The sequence below is a fragment of the Luteimonas aquatica genome, assembly GCF_022662575.1.
GTDB lineage: Bacteria > Pseudomonadota > Gammaproteobacteria > Xanthomonadales > Xanthomonadaceae > Luteimonas > Luteimonas aquatica.
Genome location: NZ_JALBFU010000001.1, coordinates 1,286,987 through 1,306,391, shown reverse-complemented (window position 1 = coordinate 1,306,391; position 19,405 = coordinate 1,286,987). Strand labels below are relative to the sequence as shown.

The 19,405-nt window shown below is 67.0% G+C and carries 19 protein-coding genes, 1 tRNA gene and 1 pseudogene; 6 read left to right on the top strand and 15 right to left on the bottom strand.

Translation table 11 applies throughout. The annotated features are described in order from the left end of the window. The 3 genes and pseudogenes from MD221_RS06135 to MD221_RS06125 form a co-directional block, all read left to right on the top strand. Positions 1-1,067: pseudogene (locus tag MD221_RS06135) on the top strand (hypothetical protein); the annotation flags it as partial. Beyond that, complete coding sequence (locus MD221_RS06130) at positions 1,048-1,641, top strand: hypothetical protein (RefSeq protein WP_242108547.1); 594 nt, start codon at positions 1,048-1,050, stop codon at positions 1,639-1,641. The pseudogene MD221_RS06135 and the gene MD221_RS06130, both read left to right, overlap by 20 nt. A 261-nt stretch (positions 1,642-1,902) precedes the next feature. Next, entirely contained in the window at positions 1,903-2,967 is a 1,065-nt protein-coding gene (locus tag MD221_RS06125; protein WP_242108546.1) for a TraB/GumN family protein, read from the top strand. A 24-nt stretch (positions 2,968-2,991) separates the two neighbouring features. On the opposite strand, the gene MD221_RS06120 is transcribed toward MD221_RS06125, so the two are convergent. The 6 genes from MD221_RS06120 to MD221_RS06095 form a co-directional block, all read right to left on the bottom strand. Beyond that, positions 2,992-3,474 (bottom strand): nuclear transport factor 2 family protein, encoded by a 483-nt coding sequence (locus MD221_RS06120; protein ID WP_242108545.1) that lies wholly within the window; start codon positions 3,472-3,474, stop codon positions 2,992-2,994. Continuing rightward, positions 3,471-4,013 (bottom strand): hypothetical protein, encoded by a 543-nt coding sequence (locus MD221_RS06115; protein ID WP_242108544.1) that lies wholly within the window; start codon positions 4,011-4,013, stop codon positions 3,471-3,473. The genes MD221_RS06120 and MD221_RS06115 overlap by 4 nt, the downstream gene beginning before the upstream one ends. 10 nt (positions 4,014-4,023) lie before the next feature. Further along, positions 4,024-5,937, bottom strand: coding sequence for a 1-deoxy-D-xylulose-5-phosphate synthase (gene dxs, locus MD221_RS06110; RefSeq protein ID WP_242108543.1), 1,914 nt, complete (start codon positions 5,935-5,937; stop codon positions 4,024-4,026). 122 nt (positions 5,938-6,059) lie between these two features. Then, the gene (locus tag MD221_RS06105) at positions 6,060-6,731 is read right to left on the bottom strand and encodes an HNH endonuclease (protein ID WP_242108542.1); all 672 of its coding nucleotides are present in this window, start codon (positions 6,729-6,731) and stop codon (positions 6,060-6,062) included. Positions 6,732-7,278: 547 nt separating this feature from the next. Beyond that, positions 7,279-9,066, bottom strand: a complete 1,788-nt coding sequence (locus MD221_RS06100) for an acyl-CoA dehydrogenase C-terminal domain-containing protein (RefSeq protein ID WP_242108541.1) — start codon at positions 9,064-9,066, stop codon at positions 7,279-7,281. Between the two features lie 79 nt (positions 9,067-9,145). Continuing rightward, positions 9,146-9,616, bottom strand: a complete 471-nt coding sequence (locus MD221_RS06095; RefSeq protein WP_242108540.1) for an LEA/WHy family protein — start codon at positions 9,614-9,616, stop codon at positions 9,146-9,148. Positions 9,617-10,384: 768 nt separating this feature from the next. On the opposite strand from MD221_RS06095, the gene MD221_RS06090 reads away from it, so the two are divergent. Beyond that, positions 10,385-11,269 carry a Tle-like phospholipase domain-containing protein gene (locus MD221_RS06090; protein WP_242108539.1) on the top strand — a complete coding sequence of 295 codons (885 nt, stop codon included), beginning with the start codon at positions 10,385-10,387 and terminating at the stop codon, positions 11,267-11,269. 95 nt (positions 11,270-11,364) lie between these two features. Here the strand turns inward: MD221_RS06090 and MD221_RS06085 are convergent, their stop codons facing one another. Together MD221_RS06085 and MD221_RS06080 are read right to left on the bottom strand one after the other, a co-directional pair. After that, positions 11,365-11,646, bottom strand: a complete 282-nt coding sequence (locus MD221_RS06085; protein WP_242108538.1) for a hypothetical protein — start codon at positions 11,644-11,646, stop codon at positions 11,365-11,367. A 285-nt stretch (positions 11,647-11,931) separates the two neighbouring features. Continuing rightward, positions 11,932-12,363, bottom strand: coding sequence for a hypothetical protein (locus tag MD221_RS06080; RefSeq protein WP_242108537.1), 432 nt, complete (start codon positions 12,361-12,363; stop codon positions 11,932-11,934). 144 nt (positions 12,364-12,507) lie between these two features. Here MD221_RS06080 and MD221_RS06075 point away from each other — a divergent pair, with 144 nt between their 5' ends. Further along, positions 12,508-12,732, top strand: coding sequence for a hypothetical protein (locus MD221_RS06075; RefSeq protein WP_242108536.1), 225 nt, complete (start codon positions 12,508-12,510; stop codon positions 12,730-12,732). Between the two features lie 164 nt (positions 12,733-12,896). Here the strand turns inward: MD221_RS06075 and MD221_RS06070 are convergent, their stop codons facing one another. The 3 genes from MD221_RS06070 to MD221_RS06060 form a co-directional block, all read right to left on the bottom strand. Further along, positions 12,897-13,343, bottom strand: coding sequence for a hypothetical protein (locus MD221_RS06070; RefSeq protein ID WP_242108534.1), 447 nt, complete (start codon positions 13,341-13,343; stop codon positions 12,897-12,899). Between the two features lie 229 nt (positions 13,344-13,572). Continuing rightward, complete coding sequence (locus MD221_RS06065; protein ID WP_242108533.1) at positions 13,573-14,427, bottom strand: hypothetical protein; 855 nt, start codon at positions 14,425-14,427, stop codon at positions 13,573-13,575. Between the two features lie 166 nt (positions 14,428-14,593). Then, a tRNA-Phe gene (locus MD221_RS06060) sits at positions 14,594-14,669 on the bottom strand. 172 nt (positions 14,670-14,841) lie between these two features. On the opposite strand from MD221_RS06060, the gene MD221_RS06055 reads away from it, so the two are divergent. Next, positions 14,842-15,285 carry a DUF6491 family protein gene (locus MD221_RS06055; RefSeq protein ID WP_242108532.1) on the top strand — a complete coding sequence of 148 codons (444 nt, stop codon included), beginning with the start codon at positions 14,842-14,844 and terminating at the stop codon, positions 15,283-15,285. On the opposite strand, the gene MD221_RS06050 is transcribed toward MD221_RS06055, so the two are convergent. The 4 genes from MD221_RS06050 to ftsY all read right to left on the bottom strand — a co-directional run bounded on the left by MD221_RS06050 (position 15,258) and on the right by ftsY (position 19,230). Continuing rightward, on the bottom strand, positions 15,258-15,536 hold the full coding sequence (locus MD221_RS06050; protein ID WP_242108531.1) for an oxidative damage protection protein: 279 nt from the start codon (positions 15,534-15,536) through the stop codon (positions 15,258-15,260). The two genes, MD221_RS06055 and MD221_RS06050, sit on opposite strands and share 28 nt — an antisense overlap. Positions 15,537-15,579: 43 nt before the next feature. Beyond that, a complete protein-coding gene (mutY, locus tag MD221_RS06045) occupies positions 15,580-16,644 on the bottom strand; it encodes an A/G-specific adenine glycosylase (protein ID WP_242108530.1) in 1,065 nt (354 codons plus the stop codon). Beyond that, positions 16,641-17,912 carry an AsmA family protein gene (locus MD221_RS06040; protein ID WP_242108529.1) on the bottom strand — a complete coding sequence of 424 codons (1,272 nt, stop codon included), beginning with the start codon at positions 17,910-17,912 and terminating at the stop codon, positions 16,641-16,643. The genes mutY and MD221_RS06040 overlap by 4 nt, the downstream gene beginning before the upstream one ends. A 133-nt stretch (positions 17,913-18,045) precedes the next feature. Continuing rightward, positions 18,046-19,230 carry a signal recognition particle-docking protein FtsY gene (gene ftsY / locus MD221_RS06035; protein ID WP_242108528.1) on the bottom strand — a complete coding sequence of 395 codons (1,185 nt, stop codon included), beginning with the start codon at positions 19,228-19,230 and terminating at the stop codon, positions 18,046-18,048. Between the last annotated feature and the right edge of the window lie 175 nt (positions 19,231-19,405).

Here is a 19,405-nt window from a genome sequence, read left to right as displayed (position 1 = left end):
CGCAGAGCTGGAACGCCTACACCTACGTGTTCAACAACCCGCTGGTCAATACCGATCCCACGGGGATGATGTCCTTTGGGAATATTCTCAAGATCGCTGCTGCGGTCGCGATCTCCTGGGCGACAGCAGGAGCGGCGGCGCCCTACTTTGCTGCCTTTATGGCTGGGGGGGCTGGTGCAGGTATGGCATTGGCGACGGGAATGGGAATTGTGGCTGCGGGAGGATTTGCAGCCGGATTGATCACTACCGGGACATTGAAGGGCGGTATAAGGGGTGGGTTCACCGCGATGCTTACAGCTGGTATCGGTGTGACGGGATGGGATAGCGTGACCCAGATCGCAGCGCAAGCCGTAAGCGGAGGCATTCTGGAGAGTCTCAGTGGCGGTAACTTTGGGAGCGGATTTCTGGCTGCTGGGTTGACGGCGGCATTTATGCCGCAAGCAGGAAGAGGAAATCCCTTCACCAGAGCAGTCAAGGGGGCTTTGATTGGAGGGACGATTTCAGAATTGACTGGTGGAAAGTTTGCGAATGGGGCCGTTAGCGGCGCGATGCAGGCCGTTCTGTCTGGCCGGAGTGTAGATAATCCAGCGGCAGAGAAAAACTCGAATGGAGGAGAGCCTTTGTCGAAAGAAAAAGCCATTTCGACGATGAACAAAGGTGTTTCTATTTTTAGAAAAATGCGTGCTGACGGGGTAATGGATGATATGGATCTTTACGATGAAATGGATAGTGTAAATTCAGCGCACCCGGGCGCATTCAAGTTTAGGTATTCTGGCGTAAGGAAGTTTTCCGATGCCGGCGAGGTGTATGCTGAGGCGGATATATTCGAGTACACCGGAATTGAGATAAGAAGAATCGATTCGCTTGATGGGGTGATGGAAACTATTTTTCATGAAGTGGCTCATTTGGACCCCAAAATGGATTTGTTGTGGAAGCAAAGTACCCCTGGATATGGTGGAAGGATTGAGTCTTATCCGGATGCGCAATTGCAAAATCAAATTCATGGGAAGATCAGGAATTCGACAAATAAACTTATGGAGATTTATCGTGAGAAATATAAACCATAAGTATGTAATCGCCATACTGGCTTTAATTTTTGGCTCTACAGCTGGAAATGTCACAGCCTATGAATATAGGGCTAGTGAATCCATTCCTGAGAGGGCAAAAAAATCTAGGCTGTTTGGTATGGGTGTGGTCCGCTGGGTGTCTATCGCTCATGTTGTTAATGGGAGAGCGCAGCTTTTTACTTTGATGATTGATTATGGAGAAAAGAAACAAATAAAAGTATGCGCTGAGCAAGCTGTTGCCGCAGGGCAAAGGGTATTCTTTGTCATTTCCAACGATAAGCGTAACGATAATTGTGTTTCCGGGGCAGCATATATTCCGGCGGAAAGTTATTCGCAAATTTTGTATCGTGGGTTTGAAGATCTTATTGAAAAAAAGGTGTGGTTTGAGGTGCCCGCGGGGCGCGCAGAAAATTTTGGGTGCCCTGAAATTGAGACGATAACGGCAGAAACTAATTTCAAGTCCAAGTCTGGTGGGCGAGTCGATGTTTCGGGATTTTTTAGTGGAGAGGTGTTTTTTTCAAGTTCTGATATGGCGTCATGCTTGGTGAAAAATAAACTTCCCGCATATCGGTAGATTTGCAGTTGTTGTGATTGGCGTTTTTAATGTGACATGCATGTCTTCCATGGCAATGGGGCGGCCATGGTCATTGCTCTCGCTGGAGTCTGGCAGGTCGCGCGGCTCTTGAGGGATATGTCCTACGGTCTGTGCAATGACCCTCGGACTCCTGCAGGAAGGATTTGAACTGTTCGATAACGACGCGTCGCTGGCACGCTAACTGGACCGTCTGGACGTGCTTCACTTGGCGCCATTCTCCTGATCGCGAGAACGGTTCCGATGCGTCGAATCTTGTTTGCCGGACTGGCGTTACTGCTGGCGGTTGCGGCGCCCTTTGCCCGGGCCCAGCCACCGCCGGCTGCCGGTAGCGCGCCGCGCGCCGCCGAGTCGCAGGCTCCAGTCGTGGACCTGGAAACAGTCGTGGTTTCCGGCGCCCAGCCCGGCCCGGGCCTGTGGAAAGTCTCCAAGGGCGATCACGTACTGTGGATCCTCGGCACGCTCTCGCCGCTGCCCAGGCGCATGAAATGGCAGTCGGCCAAGGTGGAGCGCACCATCGCCGCCTCGCAGGCGGTGCTGGAAGCGCCCGGGGTCAAGCTGGAGACGGGGGTCGGCCTGTTCCGCGGCTTGTTCCTGCTGCCGTCGCTGTTGAAGGCGCGCAAGAATCCCGACGGCAAGCGGTTGCAGGACGTCGTGCCGGCGCAGCAGTACGCCCGCTGGCAGGCGTTGAAGGCGCGCTATATCGGCAGCGACCGGGGGATCGAGCAATGGCGGCCGGTGTTCGCGGCGCTGGAGCTGTACGACAAGGCAATCCGCAAGTCGGGGATGACGCACGACAACCTGGTCGAACCAGTGGTGAGGTCGACGGCGCGCAAGCACAGGATCAGGATCGTCTCGCCCGAGCTGAAACTGAAGATCGACAATCCGAAGGCGGCAATCAAGGAATTCTCGGCACAGGCGCTCGACGATTCGGCCTGCTTCGCCAAGACCCTCGACCGCATCGAGGGCGACCTCGGTGCGATGGCGGCGCGGGCGAACGCCTGGGCGGTCGGCGACGTGCCGGCGCTGCGCGACCTGCCGGCGCACAACCAGTTCACGGCCTGCACCGCCGCCTTCACGGGCAGCGAACTGGCGCGCAAGCAGGGCATCACCAACCTGCCGCGTCGCCTGCGCCAGCTCTGGCTGGAGTCGGCCGAGTCGGCGCTCGACGGCAACGCCTCCACGTTCGCCACCTTGCCGGTCAGCCTGATGCTCGCCCAGGACGGCTATCTCGACGCGCTACGGGCCAAGGGATACGTGGTGCAGGGACCGGACGAGACCACCCAACAATCCGCCGCGGAGCAGTGAGCGCGCCCGTATGGGACAGGATGCTCAGTGCCCGTAACTGACCACGCGGGTGATCTGCCAGCGGCCGTCCCTGAGGCGCCACAGGTGCACGAAGCGCGGTTCCGCGGCGACCTGCGCCCGCCGCCCGTGCTCCATCACCCAGAACCGATGGCGGCCGAACTGCACCGCGCCATAGTCCTGCAAGGCATGGACTTCGTAGGTGTCCGGCAAGGCTTCGCGTTCCAGCACGGCGACGCCATTCTTGCCGCAGCGTTCGACGAACGAGGGGACCAGCGCATCGCGCGTCATGGTGGGGGCGTCGTTGTCCTGGTAGAACTCGACGTCCTCGGCGAGATAGCGCTTCCATCCTTCCAGGTCGCAGCGATTGAAGGCGGCGAAGAAAGCGGCATCCTGCGCCGCGATGGTCTTCTGCAGGGAGTCGGACGGCTCGACCGCCCGGGCCGGGAGCGCCGGCTGCGCGAAAAGGGCGAGCAGGGCAAGGCAGATGCGGAAGACGGGCGATGTCATGCCGGGTTTGCCGGCGAGACGTGGAGGGAGTCCTGGCGGCAATCGATCCGTTCGGGCTTGCGCTGCAGGCGAAGCGCGTCGAGCCGTGCCTGGATCTGCGGCCGTTCCTCGATGGCGCGCTGGAAATCCTCGTAGTACGCCGGCTCGAAATCCGCGCCTTTCAGCAGGAAGATGCCCTCGCTGCCCTGTACCTGGTCGCGGATCGCGCCGAGCGAGTAGTGCCACATGCTCCAGAGCGCGACCGTCACGCGGCGCGGTTGGCGGCTGCAATTCGTGGACAGCACCTCGCGCACGTCGAGATGCAGGCGGATGCGATTGCGCAGGCCCGGGCCGGTGCGCGCCTCGCGGTCCTCGACGGGCCGGCCCAGGCCGTCGACCATGTCCACGCGTACGACGGTAGCCAGCAACGCGTGGTCGCTGCCGTGGACGATCTCGTCGAGGGATTTCGAGGCGACGGAGGTCGCCCCGGCAGGGGGCGCGATCAGGCAGGAGAGAGCGAGCGCGAGGACGAAGGCCCGCGGCGCGCCCCACGGATTCATGGCGAACCCGTCACGCCGACGCCGCGCTCAGCCGCGTGCGGCTGCCCGCGACCTGCGGCCAGCGGTTGGCGATGCCGGCGCGAATGCCGGCCACGTCCAGTCCGGCCTCGGCGAGCAGATCCTCGCGGCTGGCATGGTGCTGGAAGAGGTCGGGCAGGCCGAGATGCAGGATCGGCAGGGCGATGCCTTCGGCATTGAGCAGTTCCGCGACCGCGGAGCCCGCGCCGCCCATCACCACGTTGTCCTCCACGGTGACGAAGCCGTCATGGCTCTTCGCCAGTTCGAGCACCAGCGCGCGGTCGAGCGGCTTGACGAAGCGCATGTTGACCACGGTCAGGTCGAGCTCCTCGCCGACCTGCAGCGCGGCCGGCAGCACCGCGCCGAAGGCCAGCACCGCCAGGCGCGTGCCGCGGCGGCGCAGGTCGGCCTTGCCGATGGGCAGCGTATCGAGGTTGGGCTGCACGGCCACGCCGGGGCCGGTGCCGCGCGGATAGCGCACCGCGGCCGGGCCGGCGTAGGCGAAGCCGGTGGAGAGCATCTGCCGGCACTCGTTCTCGTCGCCGGGCGCCATCACCACCATGTTGGGCACGCAGCGCAGGTAGGAGAGATCCAGGTTGCCGGCGTGGGTGGCGCCGTCGGGGCCGACCACGCCGCCGCGGTCGATCGCGAACAGCACGTCCAGGTTCTGGATCGCCACGTCGTGCACGAGCTGGTCGTAGCCGCGCTGCAGGAAGGTGGAATAGATCGCCACCACCGGCTTGGCGCCTTCGCAGGCCATGCCGGCGGCGAGCGTCACCGCATGCTGCTCGGCGATGGCGACGTCGAAATAGCGGTCCGGATATTCCTTGCTGAAGCGCACCAGGCCCGAGCCCTCGCGCATCGCCGGGGTGATGCCGAGCAGCGCCGGGTCGGCGGCGGCCATGTCGCAGAGCCAGTCGCCGAAGATGTCGGTGTAGGTGGGCTTCTTGGCGCCGCTCTTGGCGACCACGCCCTGGGTCGGATCGAACGGGCCGACCGCGTGGTAGCCGATCTGGTCGCCTTCGGCCAGTTCGTAGCCCTTGCCCTTGGTGGTGATCACGTGCAGCAGCTGCGGACCCTTGAGGGTCTTGAGGGTCTTCAGCGCGCCGACCAGGGCCTTGATGTCGTGGCCGTCGATCGGGCCGGTGTAGTGGAAGCCCATTTCCTCGAACAGGGTGGAGGGCACGAACATGCCCTTCCAGTGCTCTTCCCAGCGGCGCACGAAGCGCGCGGTGCCGCTGCTGCGCTTGTCGCCCAGCAGCTTCTTGCCGCCCTCGCGGATCGCGTTGAGCGTGCGGCTGCCGGTCATGCGGCCGAGCATCTTGGTCATGCCGCCGACGTTCTCGCTGATCGACATGCGGTTGTCGTTGAGGATCACCAGCAGGCTCGGCTCCGGCTCCATGCCGCCGGCGTGGTTGAGCGCCTCGTAGGCCATGCCGGCGGTCATCGCGCCGTCGCCGATCACCGCCACCACTTTGCGCTCGTTGCCGGCGCGGGCATTGGCGATGGCCATGCCGAGCGCGGCCGAGATCGAGGTGGAGGAATGGCCGACGCCGAAGGTGTCGTACTCGCTTTCCTCGCGCTTGGGGAACGGCGCCACGCCGTCCTTCTGCTTGACGGTGTGGATGCCGTCGCGGCGGCCGGTCAGGATCTTGTGCGGGTAGGTCTGATGGCCGACGTCCCAGACGATGCGGTCCTCGGGCGTTTCGTACAGCCAATGCAGCGCGGTGGTCAGTTCGATCACGCCGAGCCCGGCGCCGAAATGGCCGCCGCTCTTGCCGACGGATTCGATCAGATAGGCGCGGAGTTCGTCGGCGATGGCGGGGAGTTCGGCTTCGTCGAACTTGCGCAGGTCGGCCGGGCTGTCGATGCGCGCGAGGCGCGGATAGCGGGCGGAGTCGATCATGGCGTGCATTGTCCCTCCCGGCCGGGGCGGGGGGCAAGGAAACCTGGCGACCGGACGATGCGCGGTTAAGCGGCGGACCGGCGGACCGGCGGGCAGGCCGTCCGCCGGCGCGGCAGGCGCGGCTACTGGCGCCGGCGCTTGGGCAGATGGTTCTTCAGGAACGCCATCTGGTCCGCGAGGATGTTGCGGTTCGATAGGATCAGGTGTTCCACCCAGCTGGGCCGGTAGGGCACGGCGAGCAGCGGCATCGAGGCCTGCTGCGGGGTCCGCCCGCCCTTGCGCGAATTGCAGTGGAAGCAGGCCGCGACCACGTTTTCCCAGGTGTCGCGCCCGCCCTGCGAGAGCGGCTTCACATGGTCGCGAGTGAGGTGCTGGCGGGGGTAGTCGCGGCCGCAGTACAGGCACAGGTGCTGGTCGCGGGCGAACAGCGCGGCATTGGTGAGCGCCGGCGTGGGGTCGAGCGCGGACGGACGGGCATGGCCGCGGGCGGCGATGATCGGATGCAGCTCCATGCGGCTGCGCTGCCCGCTGACGCGGCAGATGCCGCCGCGTACGGTCAGGCAGGGATCGCCGAGCGTCCAGGCGACCGCGCCGCGGGCATACAGGCAGGTGGCGTCCTGCCAGCTCATCCAGTCCAGGACGCGGCCATGCGCATCGAGCGACAGCAGGCGAACCGCGTCGAGACGGACCGGGGAACAGGGGGCGGAGGCGGCGGTAGGGCCGGCAGCAGAAGCGGCCGGTTCCGATAAGGCCCCGGCCCGGATCAGGCGAAGATTCGCTCTGTCAGGCTCCATGGGGAGGATAGCTTATACGCCTTTGTTTACTTTTTGTGTAGAGGGCGCACCGCGCCGTCAGCGCGGTGCGCGCCCGGCCATGGATGGCCGGGCCGGACGATCCGGAGTCGGGAATGGTTCGCCAGGGACGGCCTCGCTGCGGCATTTCTTCCGGCAGGACGAAGGTGCCGAACCACGCCGTCGTGTAGCGCGGTGCACGCCCGGCCTTGGATGGCCGGGCCGGACGATCCGGAGTCGGGAATGGTTCGCCAGGGACGGCATCGCTGCGGCATTTCTTCCGGCAGGACGAATGTGCCGAACCAAGCCGTCGTGTAGCGCGGTGCACGCCCGGCCATGGATGGCCGGGCCGGACGATCCGGAGTCGGGAATGGTGCGCCAGGGACGGCAGCGCTGCGGCATTTCTTCCGGCAGGACGAAGGTGCCGAACCACGCCGTCGTGTAGCGCGGTGCCCGCCCGGCCATGGAGGGCCGGGCCGGACGATCCGGAGTCGGGAATGGTTCGCCAGGGACGGCGTCGCGCCGCAAGCGGCCCGCGCGCTCGCGGGCCTCAGCCGAACCGCTCTTCCGCCATCGCCATCAGCGGCGCGGTGCCGCTTTCGATCGCCGTCGCATGCGCCAGGGTGCGCGGCAGGATGCGCGCGAAATAGAAACGCGCGGTCTCGCGCTTGGCGTCCTTGAACTCCTGCGGCTGCGAGGAGGCGTCCGCCGCCGCCACGCTGCGCGCCCACCAGTAGGCCAGCGCCACGTAGCCGGAATAGAACAGATAGTCGTAGGCGGCCGCGCCGATTTCCTCGGGATTGGCCATGGCGCGCTTGCCCACGCCCAGGGTGAGCATCTGCCATTCCGCCGCCTTGGCGCGCAGCGGCTCGACGAATTCGCGCAGCGACTCGTCGCCTTCGCTGGCCTTGCAGAAGGCCTCGATCATGCCCAGGAACACGCGCAGGCCGGCGCCCTGCAGCTGCGCGATCTTGCGCCCCATCAAATCCAGCGCCTGGATGCCGGTGGTGCCTTCGTACAGCGTGGTGATGCGGGCATCGCGCGCCAGCTGTTCCATGCCGTGCTCGTGGATGTAGCCGTGTCCGCCGAAGCACTGCAGCGCGTGGTAGGTGCATTCCACGCCCCACTCGGTGAGGCAGGCCTTGACGATCGGGGTGAGGAAGCCGAGCAGGTCGTCGGCCTGCTTGCGCTCGTTCTCGTCGGCGGCGTGGCCGATGATGTCGACCAGCGAGCCGGCGTGGTAGCCGAGCGCGCGTCCGCCCTCGATCAGCGCCTTGCAGGTCAGCAGCATGCGCCGCACGTCCGGATGCACGATGATCGGGTCGGCCGGCTTGTCCGGGAATTTCGGGCCCGAGAGCGCGCGCATCTGCAGGCGTTCGCGGGCATAGCGCAGGGCGTTCTGGTAGGCGCGGCTGGACAGGCCCAGGCCTTGCAGGCCGACGGCCAGGCGCGCGGTGTTCATCATGGTGAACATCGCCATCAGGCCCTTGTGCGGCTGGCCGATCAGATAGCCCTGCGCCTCGTCCAGGTTGAGCACGCAGGTGGCCGAGCCGTGGATGCCCATCTTGTGCTCGATGGCGCCGCAGCGCACGCCGTTGTGCTCGCCGATGCTGCCGTCGCGCGCCACGCGCAGCTTCGGCACCACGAACAGCGAGATGCCCTTGCTGCCGGCGGGCGCGTCGGGCAGGCGGGCGAGCACCAGGTGCACGATGTTGTCGGTCAGGTCGTGCTCGCCTGCGGTGATGAAGATCTTGGTGCCGCTGACGGCATAGCTGCCGTCGGCCTGCGGCACGGCCTTGGTCTTGAGCAGGCCGAGGTCGGTGCCGCAGTGCGGCTCGGTCAGGCACATCGTGCCGGTCCACTGGCCCGAGACCAGCGGCTTGAGGAACACTTCCTGCTGCCATGCCTCGCCGTGGTGCATCAGCGCCGTGGTCGCGCCGTGCGAGAGCAGCGGGAAGTTGCCCCAGGCCAGGTTGGCGGCGTCGATCATCTCCTCGACCGGAATGCCGACCAGATGCGGCAGCCCCTGGCCGCCGAAATCCTGCGACGCCACCAGTCCGGACCAGCCGCCCTCGACGAACTGCGCATAAGCCTGCTGGAAGCCCGGCGGCGTGGTGACCGCGCCGGTGGCCTTGTCGTAGCGGCAGCCGATCTCGTCGCCGACGCGGTTGAGCGGCGCCAGCACCGTCTCGGTGAAGCGCGCGGCCTCTTCGAGCACGGCGTCGACGATGTCGCGGCTGGCCTCGGTCTGGCCCAGGCGCGCGAACAGGGATTCGGCATCGAGCAGGTCGAACAGGACGAAGCGGATATCGTTCAGCGGGGCGTTGTATGTGGACATGGTCGGTCGGGTCGAAGGAAGGAATGGCCGCCGGGAACGCGGCGGCGGAAGGCGATGCCCGCGGCGACGGGCGGAAAGCTCAGCGCAGCACGCCGGGCAGGCCCGGCACCGGGTTCAGGGAGTTGTTGCGCTTCTTCAGTGTGAATGTCTGGGATTTCCGCTCTTCCGGCACGACCTGCACGCTGCCTTCCAGCGAATAGCCGACGCTGCGCCGGTCGCTGAGCGCATCGGCGATCGCGATGCGGGCGAGCGAGGCCGGTGCCAGCGTCACGGTCACCACGTCGGCGGATTCGGGCCCGATCGAGATGCCGGGGCTGACCTTCAGCGCACCGGCCGCCTGGTCCTGCAGCACCAGGGTGAGGTCGACGGCGTCGAAGCGCATGGGGATGCTGCTGTAGTTCTGCAGGCGCAGATCCACCGACCAGCTGCCGTCGGCGCGCACCGTCAACTGCTGGATGCTCGCCGCCGGCTCCGACACCCGGCGCACCGGGCCTCCGCCGCAGGCCGTCAACAGCAACGCCAGGACCACCAACACCAGCCAACGTTTCATGCGCGGTACCGCCCGATGGAATGCGAGGCAGGATATTACGACGATACCCGGCGGTATGGGGATGGCCGGGGGGACGCCCCTGCAGGGGGCGCTGGGCGGATGGCCGGCTCGGCGGCCGGCATGGTGCGGGCCGCCGGCGCGGCCCGGGACGGCAAAAAAAATGCCATCCGAAGGGGATGGCAATAGGGATAGAGAGACGAAATCTAGGGGATTCGACAGCCGGGTCGGCGAGCAGCACCTGGTCGCGCCGGCGCGTAAAAAATGGCGCGGAAGGCGTGAAAAGCCCGTGAGGCCGGAAAGACAGTTCGAGCGGGCCATCGGCCGCCGGAGAATGCTTCGCCAGGTGTCCGCCCGCCTGCCGGGCCGGTCGCTGGAAGGGCGTCGGCGTGGGTGCTGGAAGCAGGCGCCGGCAATCGTCGCAGGCAAGCATGTGGCGAGCGCGCATCGCGAGCGACGAACCGCGTTCGCGAAGCCGGCGTCGCGGCATCCGATGCGCGACGTCGCTCTGCGTCGTGTCGCTGCGGATTCCGTACCCGTCTCGCTTGAGGCCGAAAACGCCGGACGATGGATGGACGGTTGTCATGCCTCGCGAAAACCAGCAAAAAACAGCATGTTTCGCCGAATCGGCGATCGGACCTAGGGTTTTCCCTATGTCCTGCCTGGAGATCGAGCGGCGATTAGACAAGATGAGCGCACATCGAAGTTCGCTCGCTCGGGCCTTCGTCCGCGAGGACGGGCTTTCGTCACCTAACTCAAGAAGGTGCTCCCATGACAGAACGCGTTTCAGACAACCGCGTCCGGGATGTCGCTCCGCATGCCGGTGCGGACGGTCCCCGCGACGACCGCATCAAGACGCTCAATGGTGGTTTCGACGCCGCCGCGCGAGGGCCGGACCCGCACAAGCCCCTGGACAACACCCTCGCCAAGATCGCCGAGGCGGTATACGACCCGGGCCGGCAGAACGTCGACGGCTGGCGGCGCCTTGGCGACGGCGAGCTGGCGCAGCGCGGCATCGACCCGAACCTGCAATACAGCGGCGGCAACCTGGCGGGCGTCTATACCGACGGCCAGGGCCATTACACCGTGGCCTTTGCCGGCAATACGAACAACGAGCCCACCGATATCGGCACCATCGTGGCGCAAGCGCTCGGCGCGGACACCACGCAGTACAACAACGCGATTTCACTGGGTCGCCAGGTGGAGAGTGCGTTCGGTCCCGACAACGTGATCTACACCGGCCACTCGCACGGCGGCGGGCTGGCATCCGCCACGGCCATGGCCACCGGCAGCACGGCGGTGACGTTCAACGCGGCCGGCGTCAGCGACGGCACCTTGTCCAGGCTGGGGCTGGACCCGGCCGCGGCGCGCGCCCAGGCCGAAGCGGGGCAGATCCGCACCTATTCGGTGATCGACGATTTCGCGACGTTGCTGCAGCAGGACATCCCCTTCGTCAACGCGCTCCCCGATCCGCTGGGCAGCAACCTGCGGGTGATGACGACCGGCGGCCACAATATGGATGTGATGATCCGCGGGCTGGACGGCGACCTTCCGATCGCGAAGACGCCGAACTTCACCGATCCCATCGAGAAGCCGCTCGAGGGCATGTTCAACTTCATCGGCTCCATCGTCAGTCCTTTCATCCCCCGCTTCTGAGCCGTGCGTCACGCCTGCGGAGCAGGTCGTGTTGTCCGAACGGGGGCGATCCGCGAGGCGGCCGGGTTGCGGCCGCCTCGCGGAGCGTCGACTTCCTATGGGCGGCTCTTGGGCCCCGTGCGCTGATGGGCATAGGCGATCTCGGCATATTCCAGCGCCGAGACGATGGCGTCGATGGCGGTCGCGATCGCCCGTTCGGCGCTGCTCAGATGCGTGGCCGTGAAGTTCAGATGCTCGGCACGGCTGCTCAGGCTGTGGTCGTCGGCGATGGTCGTCAGTTCCACCTGCGCTTCGGTGGTCAGCAGCGAGATTTCCCGATGCACTGTCTGCAGCGTGTCGGCGGCGTTCAGGAACCAAGCGCGGTGCGCTTTGTACATATCGTATGTTCGCGAAGAAGATTCTGTGGCGACAATGTTGTCGCCATTGGCGCATATGTCGCGTGATGCCGGATGCGATATTTCGCCGGCGGCAACGACGATTTGCGCCTAGTCGGCGTTTCTCGTTTGTGGATCGGAAGCGGGTGGTGAAACTGCACGGGATCGGTCCCGCGCCCAAGCCCGTTCACGCAGACACGCATTGCGCGATCGGGCGACGGCGCGGGGGAGGCGAGTGGCGAAGTGCCGGCCGTCGTGGCGACAGGCCGGAAGGCGGTGCCATGATCCTCAGTAGGGATCCCGATTGCAGTAAGCGTAGCTGATGGAGAAATAGCGCGTCTGCTCGCCCCATCGCTCGCTGTCCCAACAGTTTCCGTAGGAATATCCGCCGACGACGCCGGCGTGGCTGGCATCGGAAAAATAGATCAGGCTGACCTGCTGGTTGTCCCGTGGATAGGGCAGTGCCCAGGCGGCCGTGGCAATCAAAGTGCCGAATCCCAATGCGGCAGCGGCAAGACGTAGTTTCCTTGAACGATCCATGATCCATCCCTCGCATGTGTCCTGAGACCGATTGACGACTGCCGCCGGGCGGCAGTCGGAAAACTCTGCCATAACTCCCGAGCGGAAGCTGTCGGTTCCGTCGCAAAGTTCCGGCCTCGCCTTGCCGGCTTGTTCCGAGCTGATGCCGCCGGTGCAAATCGATACGGGCGCGAGCGCCATGGCCTGTCGCGCGTGACTCAATCGCCCGCCGCAGTCAATCCGTGCAGATGCGGATCGCTGAATGTTCAGTGGTCCGCGAGGGAGTCGGTCGCACCCAAGGCGGCTTCGCCGATACTTCCCCGAGGCTGATCGATCGGACAGGGGATGAAGAAGCAGGATTTTCGAAGCGTCGGGGAATACATGGGGCTGGCCTACACGATCGTCATCCATGGCGACGAGGACGTGGGCTATTTCATCGATGAGGTCTACATCCCTGGCCTCCCCATCGCCCGCGACAACGAGACGCGCTGGTCGAGTGCGCCGCTGGCGTTCGGTGCGGGGCAGGAGATCGCCTGCAAGCTGATCGATGACGCAAGGCGCGAGCGGTGATTGCGATCGCCGCGATCGGCGGATGCGAGGCTCCAGGCAAAAGAAAGCCCGGCTGGTGCCGGGCGTCGTCGATGCTTTTTGCGGCGTGGAGCGAGAGCGTCGCTCCAGCGCCTCCATGAGCGATGCAGGTCGTCGCCTGCTCTTCGCAAAATCTTCGTTCGATGCTACCCGCAGTGGCCGCTGATCTCGACCCTATGGGGCGTGGCGTGCCCGCCGCTGATCGTGACGATGCTTCCCTGGGAAAAGACGCATCGGCCCTTGCCGTAAACGGAAACCGGTCCGGCCTGGTACTTGAAGTTGCCCCAGTCGGTCAACGCAAGACGGGGCGCACTGCAGCCGTTGCGCAGGCTGAAGTTTTCCCGTTTGCAGGTCTGCAGAAGCACTTCGGTGTGATGGTATTTGCCCCAGGTCGCGCTCGAATGCATCGTGCGGGCGCAATTCTTGCCGGTCGCCGCGTTGTAGTACACCTGCAATTCCGCAAGCTTCAGCCCGGATGCGTTTCGAATCGGCTTGACCTCGATGAGTTTTCCGGGGCAGCTTTGGGCCAAGGCGCTGCCGCTCAACGCGATACCCGCGAGCACCATTGCAAAAGAACAGATCAAGCGAAGCATATGGATGCGTCTCCCAGAGAAGGTTCGTGATTGATGGCCCGCGAGGGGCCGGGCACTTCAAGCAATTCCCGCTTGCCGCATGAAGCCTTTTCGCGCCCCGAAAGTCCAGAGTCAAAAGCGCGAACAGCGAGGCGATTCAGCTGGCGTGAAGCTCAGGCCCTCAAATTCCGCGAAAACCATGGGCTTTCGCCGGGCGCGCCTGCAATCCGATTGCCATGAACCCCAGGATTCATTTTTGTGAATCCGTGCTGGACCGGTCGTAGGCCATGCGATAGATCGCGTATTCGTCGCGACTCAAGGGGAAGTCGCGTAGCGCCTCCAGGGCGCTGCGATGCAACTGGGAGTCGGGCGCCGCGTCGCTTGCCTGCATCAGCAGGGCGTCCTTGATTTCCTGCGTACGCACGTTTGAAGCCAGCACGGCCGTTGCGGCGGCACGCGCCACTTCCGGGTTCTCGTCGTACAAGCCCTTGCGAAGGACGCCGGCAAGGGCTTCGCTATGATCCCAGACGGCCGTGCGAATCAAACCGTCGGCGCGCACCTCGGGGTCGGGCGACTGCCGGACGAGCGCCAGTTCCTTGAGGAAGAGGGCCAGGTCCTCGGGCGGCAGCGGCGCCGGCGTGATGTTTTCAAGAATGCGCGCCTTGGCGGCGGGGTCTTGCTGCGCCGAAATCAACTGCAGGAATGTTCCGCGTACCTGGGGATCCTGGATGCCGATGGCGTCGAGTTGTTGCAGGCAATGCTCCGCCGTCTTCGTGTCGGTGCTTCGGGCGCATGCCGTGAGCGCCTGCAGGTCGGTGCGAGGCCGGGAGGTATCGGCTCCGGGACCCCGCCCGAGCACGGCCGGTGCGTCGAGGGGTTCCGCCGCGAAGTCCGGGGAAGACGGCGCCGCAACCTCGGGTTGCCGCGCGTCGGGGCGGCGATGCCGCTGCTGCGACGAGTCTTCTCTTGCTGCGCGATCGCCGATGATCCTGGTGCCGACGCCGAGGGCGTACCCGATGCACAGGCACGAGATGGCAGCCACCCAAAGAGTCGATCTGGACATGTGCTCGGCCTGAGGATTCGGGTCTCGGAACAGCGATCGCATGGAGATTCTGCGGCCTGGTCCGGACGATAGCCACTAGATCGATCGCGGCTCGGCGAAAGGCGGGAGGGATCTGCGGCGGCACGGCGCGAATGCGGCAGAGTCCGCGAAGCATGCGTTCTTGCCGCAAACAAAAAACCCACCGGGATGCGGTGGGTTTCGGAAGACATGGTGGCCGGGGAGGGAATCGAACCCCCGACACGGGGATTTTCAATCCCCTGCTCTACCAACTGAGCTACCCGGCCATGCGCTGCGGCCGTGGCCGTGCGAGCCGCGCATGATACGGGGCTTGGGGGTGTGGGGCAAGAAGCCGGCGGGCGGCTGAACGGCCTTGCGGGCGGCCCTTGGGCGGCCGGCGGCCGGGGCGCATGATCGTGGCACCTCTCCAGCGCCGCCCCCACGGCAAGGGAAACGGGCATGAAAACCCAGTGTTTCGCGGCCGCCCTGAGTGCCGCATTGCCCCTGCTGGCCAGCTGCGCCACGACGGGGCTGAGCGATGCCGACAAGCTCGCCCTGTACAAGGACCATGCCGGCAAGCCGGTCTCCAGTTTCCGCTATTTCGGCCGCATCGACGGCTGGACGCCGCTGGGCGACAGCGCGGTGGCGGTGTGGACCAAGCCCAACGAGGCCTATCTGCTCAGCCTGTACGGCCCCTGCAACAACCTGGCGTTCACGCCGGTGATCGGGGTGACCAGCCAGATGAACCAGGTGTATGCCAAGTTCGACAAGGTGATCGCCCGCGACCGCGGTTCGATCGAGTTGCCGTGCCGGATCGACGAAATCCGCCCGCTGGACGTGAAGGCGATCCGGCAGGCGGAGAAGAGCGCGCGCGATCAGGCGGCGCCGTCTTCCGGGACATAGCCGGCCGGCTTCTCGGCGCCGCCGCCGAACAGGAACTTCTGCATCTCCGCCTCGAGGAAGGCGCGGTGCTTGGGATCGAGCGGCGAAAGGCGGTTCTCGTTGATCAGCATGGTCTGGTGCGCCAGCCAGGCGGCCCAGGCGCTCTTGCCGATGTGCGCGAAGACGCGCTTGCCCAGTTCGCCCGGCCAGGGCACGAAGTCCAGGCCTTCGGTGTCGCGGTGTTCGTATTCGCAATGGACCGTGCGGGGCATGGCGGTGTCGTCCTGTGTTTCGGCGGGCGGCGGTGCCCCGCGCCTAGGATTGTCGAAGTTGCGTCTCGAGCAGGGTGCGCACCGGTGCCGGGATTCCCAGCGCGGCGAGATCGGCGCGCGTGGCCCAGCGCAGGTCGTCATTGTCGCGCACCCTTGCGCGCGCCGCGACCCGATGCCAGCGCAACGGCTGCAGGCGCAGGCGGTAATGGGTGAAGCCGTGATCGATGGCGTCGAGGGCTTCGCCGCGATCGTAGTCGTCGTCCAGGTGCGCCTCGAACCAGGCGCGGGCGTCCTCCTGGCCTTCGCTTTGCGGCAGCGACCACAGCGAGGCCCAGACGCCGGTCGGCGGACGCCGCTGCAGCAGCACGCGATCGTCCGCGTCGCGCAGCAGCAGCACGTAGGCCTCGCGCTCGGGCAGGGGCTTGCCGGGCTTGGGCGTGGGCAGCTCGGCGACGCGTGCTTCGCGCAGCGCGACGCAATCCTCCTGCAAGGGGCACAGCACGCAGGCCGGATCGGCGCGCGTGCACAGCGTGGCGCCGAAATCCATCTGCGCCTGGGTGTAGTCGGGCAGGCGCGCATGCGGGAGGTGCGCCTCGGCCAGGGTCCATAGGCGCTTTTCCACCGCGGGCTGGCCGGGCCAGCCGGCGATGCCGTGGTAGCGGCACAGCACGCGCTTGACGTTGCCGTCGAGGATGGCGTGGCGGTCGCCCCAGGCCTGGGCGAGGATTGCGCCGGCGGTGCTGCGGCCGATGCCGGGCAGGGCGAGGAGCGCATCGTAATCGCGGGGCAGCTCACCGCCGTGCCGCTGCGCGCACAGCCGCGCGGCGGCGTGCAGGTTGCGGGCGCGGGCGTAGTAGCCGAGCCCGGACCAGAGCGCGAGCACGGTATCGAGGTCGGCGGCGGCAAGCGCGGCGACGTCGGGCAGGGCGGCGACGAAACGCTCGAAGTAGGGAACCACCACGCGCACCTGCGTCTGCTGCAGCATGATCTCCGAGAGCCAGACGCGGTACGGCGCGCGCGGATGCTGCCAGGGCAGGTCGTGGCGTCCGCAGACGTCGAACCAGGCCAGCAGCCGGTCGGAAAAGGCATCGATGGCCGGCGTGCTCATGGCGCGGTGGCGTCCTTCGGCGCCGCCTCGTCGTCGAGCCGGATGTCCACGCCTTCCAGGCGCGCGCCGGAAATGATCAGCTCCGGCGTGGACAGGCGGCCGGACAATGGCGGCAGCGGCGATCCGGCGCCGGCGGGCGCGGCCACCCATGCCGCGATCTCGGGGATGCGGAAGCGGGCGTCGAACGCGGTGGCGTCGCGGCGCAGACGCAAGGCGGCAGGATCGGAGACGTCGGCGGCACCGAGATAGCGCAGCGAGACTTCCAGCGGCGACTGCGACGCGCCCAGCGGCGCGGGCAGCGCCGGCCAGGCCTGCGGCCAGCGCGCGAGGCGGCCGTCCAGACGCAGCAGCAGGCGCCGGCCGTAGGCGAGGGCGCCGGCGGCATCAAGGTTCGGCACCATGTCTTCGCCGCGCAGGGCGAATCCGCCCGGCGCCAGGCCCACGGCGGCATCGCGATAGCGCAGCGGCGCGTTCAGCGCGAAGGCGAAGGGCAGGCGGGTGTCGCCGCTTTCGTAGCGCGCCGCCGTCGACGCGCGCAGCGGCGCGATCGTCAAGCCGTCGTCCTCGAAGCGCAGCGGTCCGGAGGCGCGCAGGCGCGCGTGCAGTCGCCAATCCTTGGCCTCGGCGGTCAGCGGGCCGACGACGGCGACGCCGGCGCCGTTGCCGGGGCGCGTCATCGCGGCGGCGAGCGCGAAGCGCAGCGCCAGCGTTTCGGCCTGCGCCGCGCCGAGCCGCAGGCGTCCGCCCAGGCGCGCCTGCACGCGACGGTCCGGCTGCAGGCGCGGCAAGTCGAGATCGAGGGCGTCGATCCGCCAGCCGTCGCCGAGCACGCGTCCCTGACGCACCCGCACGCCGTCGCTGAAGGTGGGCAGGCGGGTTTCCCCGGACGGTCGCCTCGACAGCCAGTGCTGCAGCGCCCGCACGTCGAGCACCGGCGCGTCGAGTTCGACGCGGGTGATGTCCAGCCGTTCGCCACGGCTGCGTACGGTCGACCACGGCAGCGACACCAGCACGCGGCGGGCCTGCAGCAGCGGCGTCGCCGCGCCGGGCTCGCGCACGGTGACCTCGCGCACCACCAGTCGCGGCGCGCCCAGCAACTGGTATTCGCTGGCGCCGGCGGCGCGGATCTCCAGGCCGAGCGTGTCGCCGAGCGCCGAGAGCACGAAGCCGGCGACGCGGTCGGGCTGCAGGGCCATGCGCGCGGCGAGCGCGAGCAGCGCCAGCAGGACGAGGCCGGCGATCAGCAGCAGCGAACGCCGGCGCGTCATGGGCGGAAAGACGGCGTCGCGTCGCCGCGCGCGATGCGGCATCGCGCACGCACGCATGCCGTCCCGGCCATGGGGGGCAGCGCCTGGGCCGCCGCGGCAGGCGCCCGGAAGGCGTCCGCCGGCCTGGCGCTCCTCACCCGAGCGTCTCCGGCAGCAGCGCGTCGACGAAGGCCTCGGCGTCGAAGACGCGCAGGTCCTCGGGGCGCTCGCCGATGCCGGCGTAGCGGATCGGGATGCCGAACTCGCGCGCCAGCGCGAACACCACGCCGCCCTTGGCGGTGCCGTCGAGCTTGGTCACCACCAGGCCGGTGACGCCGGCGGCGGCATGGAACTGGCGCAGCTGCGACAGCGCGTTCTGTCCGGTGGTGCCGTCGATCACCATCAGCACCTCGTGCGGCGCCCGTTCGTCGACCTTGCCGAGCACGCGCTTGATCTTGCCCAGCTCGGCCATCAGGCCCTGCTGCGTGTGCAGGCGGCCGGCGGTGTCGGCGATCAGCACGTCGCTGCCGCGCGCCTTCGCGGCCTGCAGGGCGTCGAAGGCGACCGAGGCGGCGTCGGCGTTCTGCCCCTGCGCCACCACCGCGACGCCGTTGCGCTCGCCCCAGGCCTGCAGCTGCGCCACGGCGGCGGCGCGGAAGGTGTCGCCGGCCGCCAGCATCAGGCCGCGTCCCTCGTCCTTATAGCGGCGTGCGAGCTTGCCGATGGTGGTGGTCTTGCCGACGCCGTTGACGCCGACGGTGAGGATCACGAAGGGCTTGGCGCCGGCGTCGATGGCCAGCGGCTGCGCCACCGGCGCCAGCATCGCGATCAGCTCGGCGCGCAGGGCCGTGCGCAGCGCGGCGACATCGGCGAACTCGCGCGCCTTCATGCGCTTGCGCAGTTGCGCGACCAGCTGGGTGGTGGCGGTGACGCCGACGTCGGCGGTGAGCAGAGCGGTCTCGATCTCGTCGAGCAGGTCGTCGTCGAGCTTGGGGTTGCGCGAGAACAGGCCGCCCAGGCCGCGCGCGAAACCGCTGCCGCGCAGGCGTTCGCGCCAGCCGGGCTTGCCGGGCGCGGCTGCGGGCTTTTCCTGCACGGCCTCGGGCGCTGGCGTCGTCGTCGTCGGCGGCGGTGGCGGTGGCGGGGCGGGCAGCGCCGGTTCCGCCACGGGCGAAGGCGTCGGCGCGTCGTTCGGCGCCGCATCCGCCGGCGCGGCGGCAGGCGCCTGTTGCGGGAACGCCGCGGCGAGCTCCTCGATCCGGCGATCGCGCTCGCTGGCGGGCGCTGCCGGATCGGCGCTCGTCTCGTTCGGCTTCTTGCGGCGGAAAAAACTGACCATCGGGTCTCGCGGGAACAGGTGAGATGGAGAGTGGAGAGTCCGCGCATCGAACCGCGCCTCGGCGCGGGATGTGCGGGTGCCCGCGGAAAGGCCCGCGGGGGAAGGTGTTTTTGTCCGCGCAAGCGTGGACAATGCCGTCGGCAATGGTAGCACCGGCCCCCTGGCCGCCCGGCAT

Excerpts from the sequence above, each read along its gene's own strand:
- MD221_RS06125 (WP_242108546.1), top strand. The coding sequence starts at position 1,903 with ATGCGTCGAATCTTGTTTGCCGGACTGGCGTTACTGCTGGCGGTTGCG.
- MD221_RS06120 (WP_242108545.1), bottom strand. The coding sequence starts at position 3,474 with ATGACATCGCCCGTCTTCCGCATCTGCCTTGCCCTGCTCGCCCTTTTC.
- MD221_RS06115 (WP_242108544.1), bottom strand. The coding sequence starts at position 4,013 with ATGAATCCGTGGGGCGCGCCGCGGGCCTTCGTCCTCGCGCTCGCTCTC.
- dxs (WP_242108543.1), bottom strand. The coding sequence starts at position 5,937 with ATGATCGACTCCGCCCGCTATCCGCGCCTCGCGCGCATCGACAGCCCG.
- MD221_RS06105 (WP_242108542.1), bottom strand. The coding sequence starts at position 6,731 with ATGGAGCCTGACAGAGCGAATCTTCGCCTGATCCGGGCCGGGGCCTTA.
- MD221_RS06100 (WP_242108541.1), bottom strand. The coding sequence starts at position 9,066 with ATGTCCACATACAACGCCCCGCTGAACGATATCCGCTTCGTCCTGTTC.
- MD221_RS06095 (WP_242108540.1), bottom strand. The coding sequence starts at position 9,616 with ATGAAACGTTGGCTGGTGTTGGTGGTCCTGGCGTTGCTGTTGACGGCC.
- MD221_RS06090 (WP_242108539.1), top strand. The coding sequence starts at position 10,385 with ATGACAGAACGCGTTTCAGACAACCGCGTCCGGGATGTCGCTCCGCAT.
- MD221_RS06085 (WP_242108538.1), bottom strand. The coding sequence starts at position 11,646 with ATGTACAAAGCGCACCGCGCTTGGTTCCTGAACGCCGCCGACACGCTG.
- MD221_RS06080 (WP_242108537.1), bottom strand. The coding sequence starts at position 12,363 with ATGGCGCTCGCGCCCGTATCGATTTGCACCGGCGGCATCAGCTCGGAA.
- MD221_RS06075 (WP_242108536.1), top strand. The coding sequence starts at position 12,508 with ATGAAGAAGCAGGATTTTCGAAGCGTCGGGGAATACATGGGGCTGGCC.
- MD221_RS06070 (WP_242108534.1), bottom strand. The coding sequence starts at position 13,343 with ATGCTTCGCTTGATCTGTTCTTTTGCAATGGTGCTCGCGGGTATCGCG.
- MD221_RS06065 (WP_242108533.1), bottom strand. The coding sequence starts at position 14,427 with ATGCGATCGCTGTTCCGAGACCCGAATCCTCAGGCCGAGCACATGTCC.
- MD221_RS06055 (WP_242108532.1), top strand. The coding sequence starts at position 14,842 with ATGAAAACCCAGTGTTTCGCGGCCGCCCTGAGTGCCGCATTGCCCCTG.
- MD221_RS06050 (WP_242108531.1), bottom strand. The coding sequence starts at position 15,536 with ATGCCCCGCACGGTCCATTGCGAATACGAACACCGCGACACCGAAGGC.
- mutY (WP_242108530.1), bottom strand. The coding sequence starts at position 16,644 with ATGAGCACGCCGGCCATCGATGCCTTTTCCGACCGGCTGCTGGCCTGG.
- MD221_RS06040 (WP_242108529.1), bottom strand. The coding sequence starts at position 17,912 with ATGACGCGCCGGCGTTCGCTGCTGCTGATCGCCGGCCTCGTCCTGCTG.
- ftsY (WP_242108528.1), bottom strand. The coding sequence starts at position 19,230 with ATGGTCAGTTTTTTCCGCCGCAAGAAGCCGAACGAGACGAGCGCCGAT.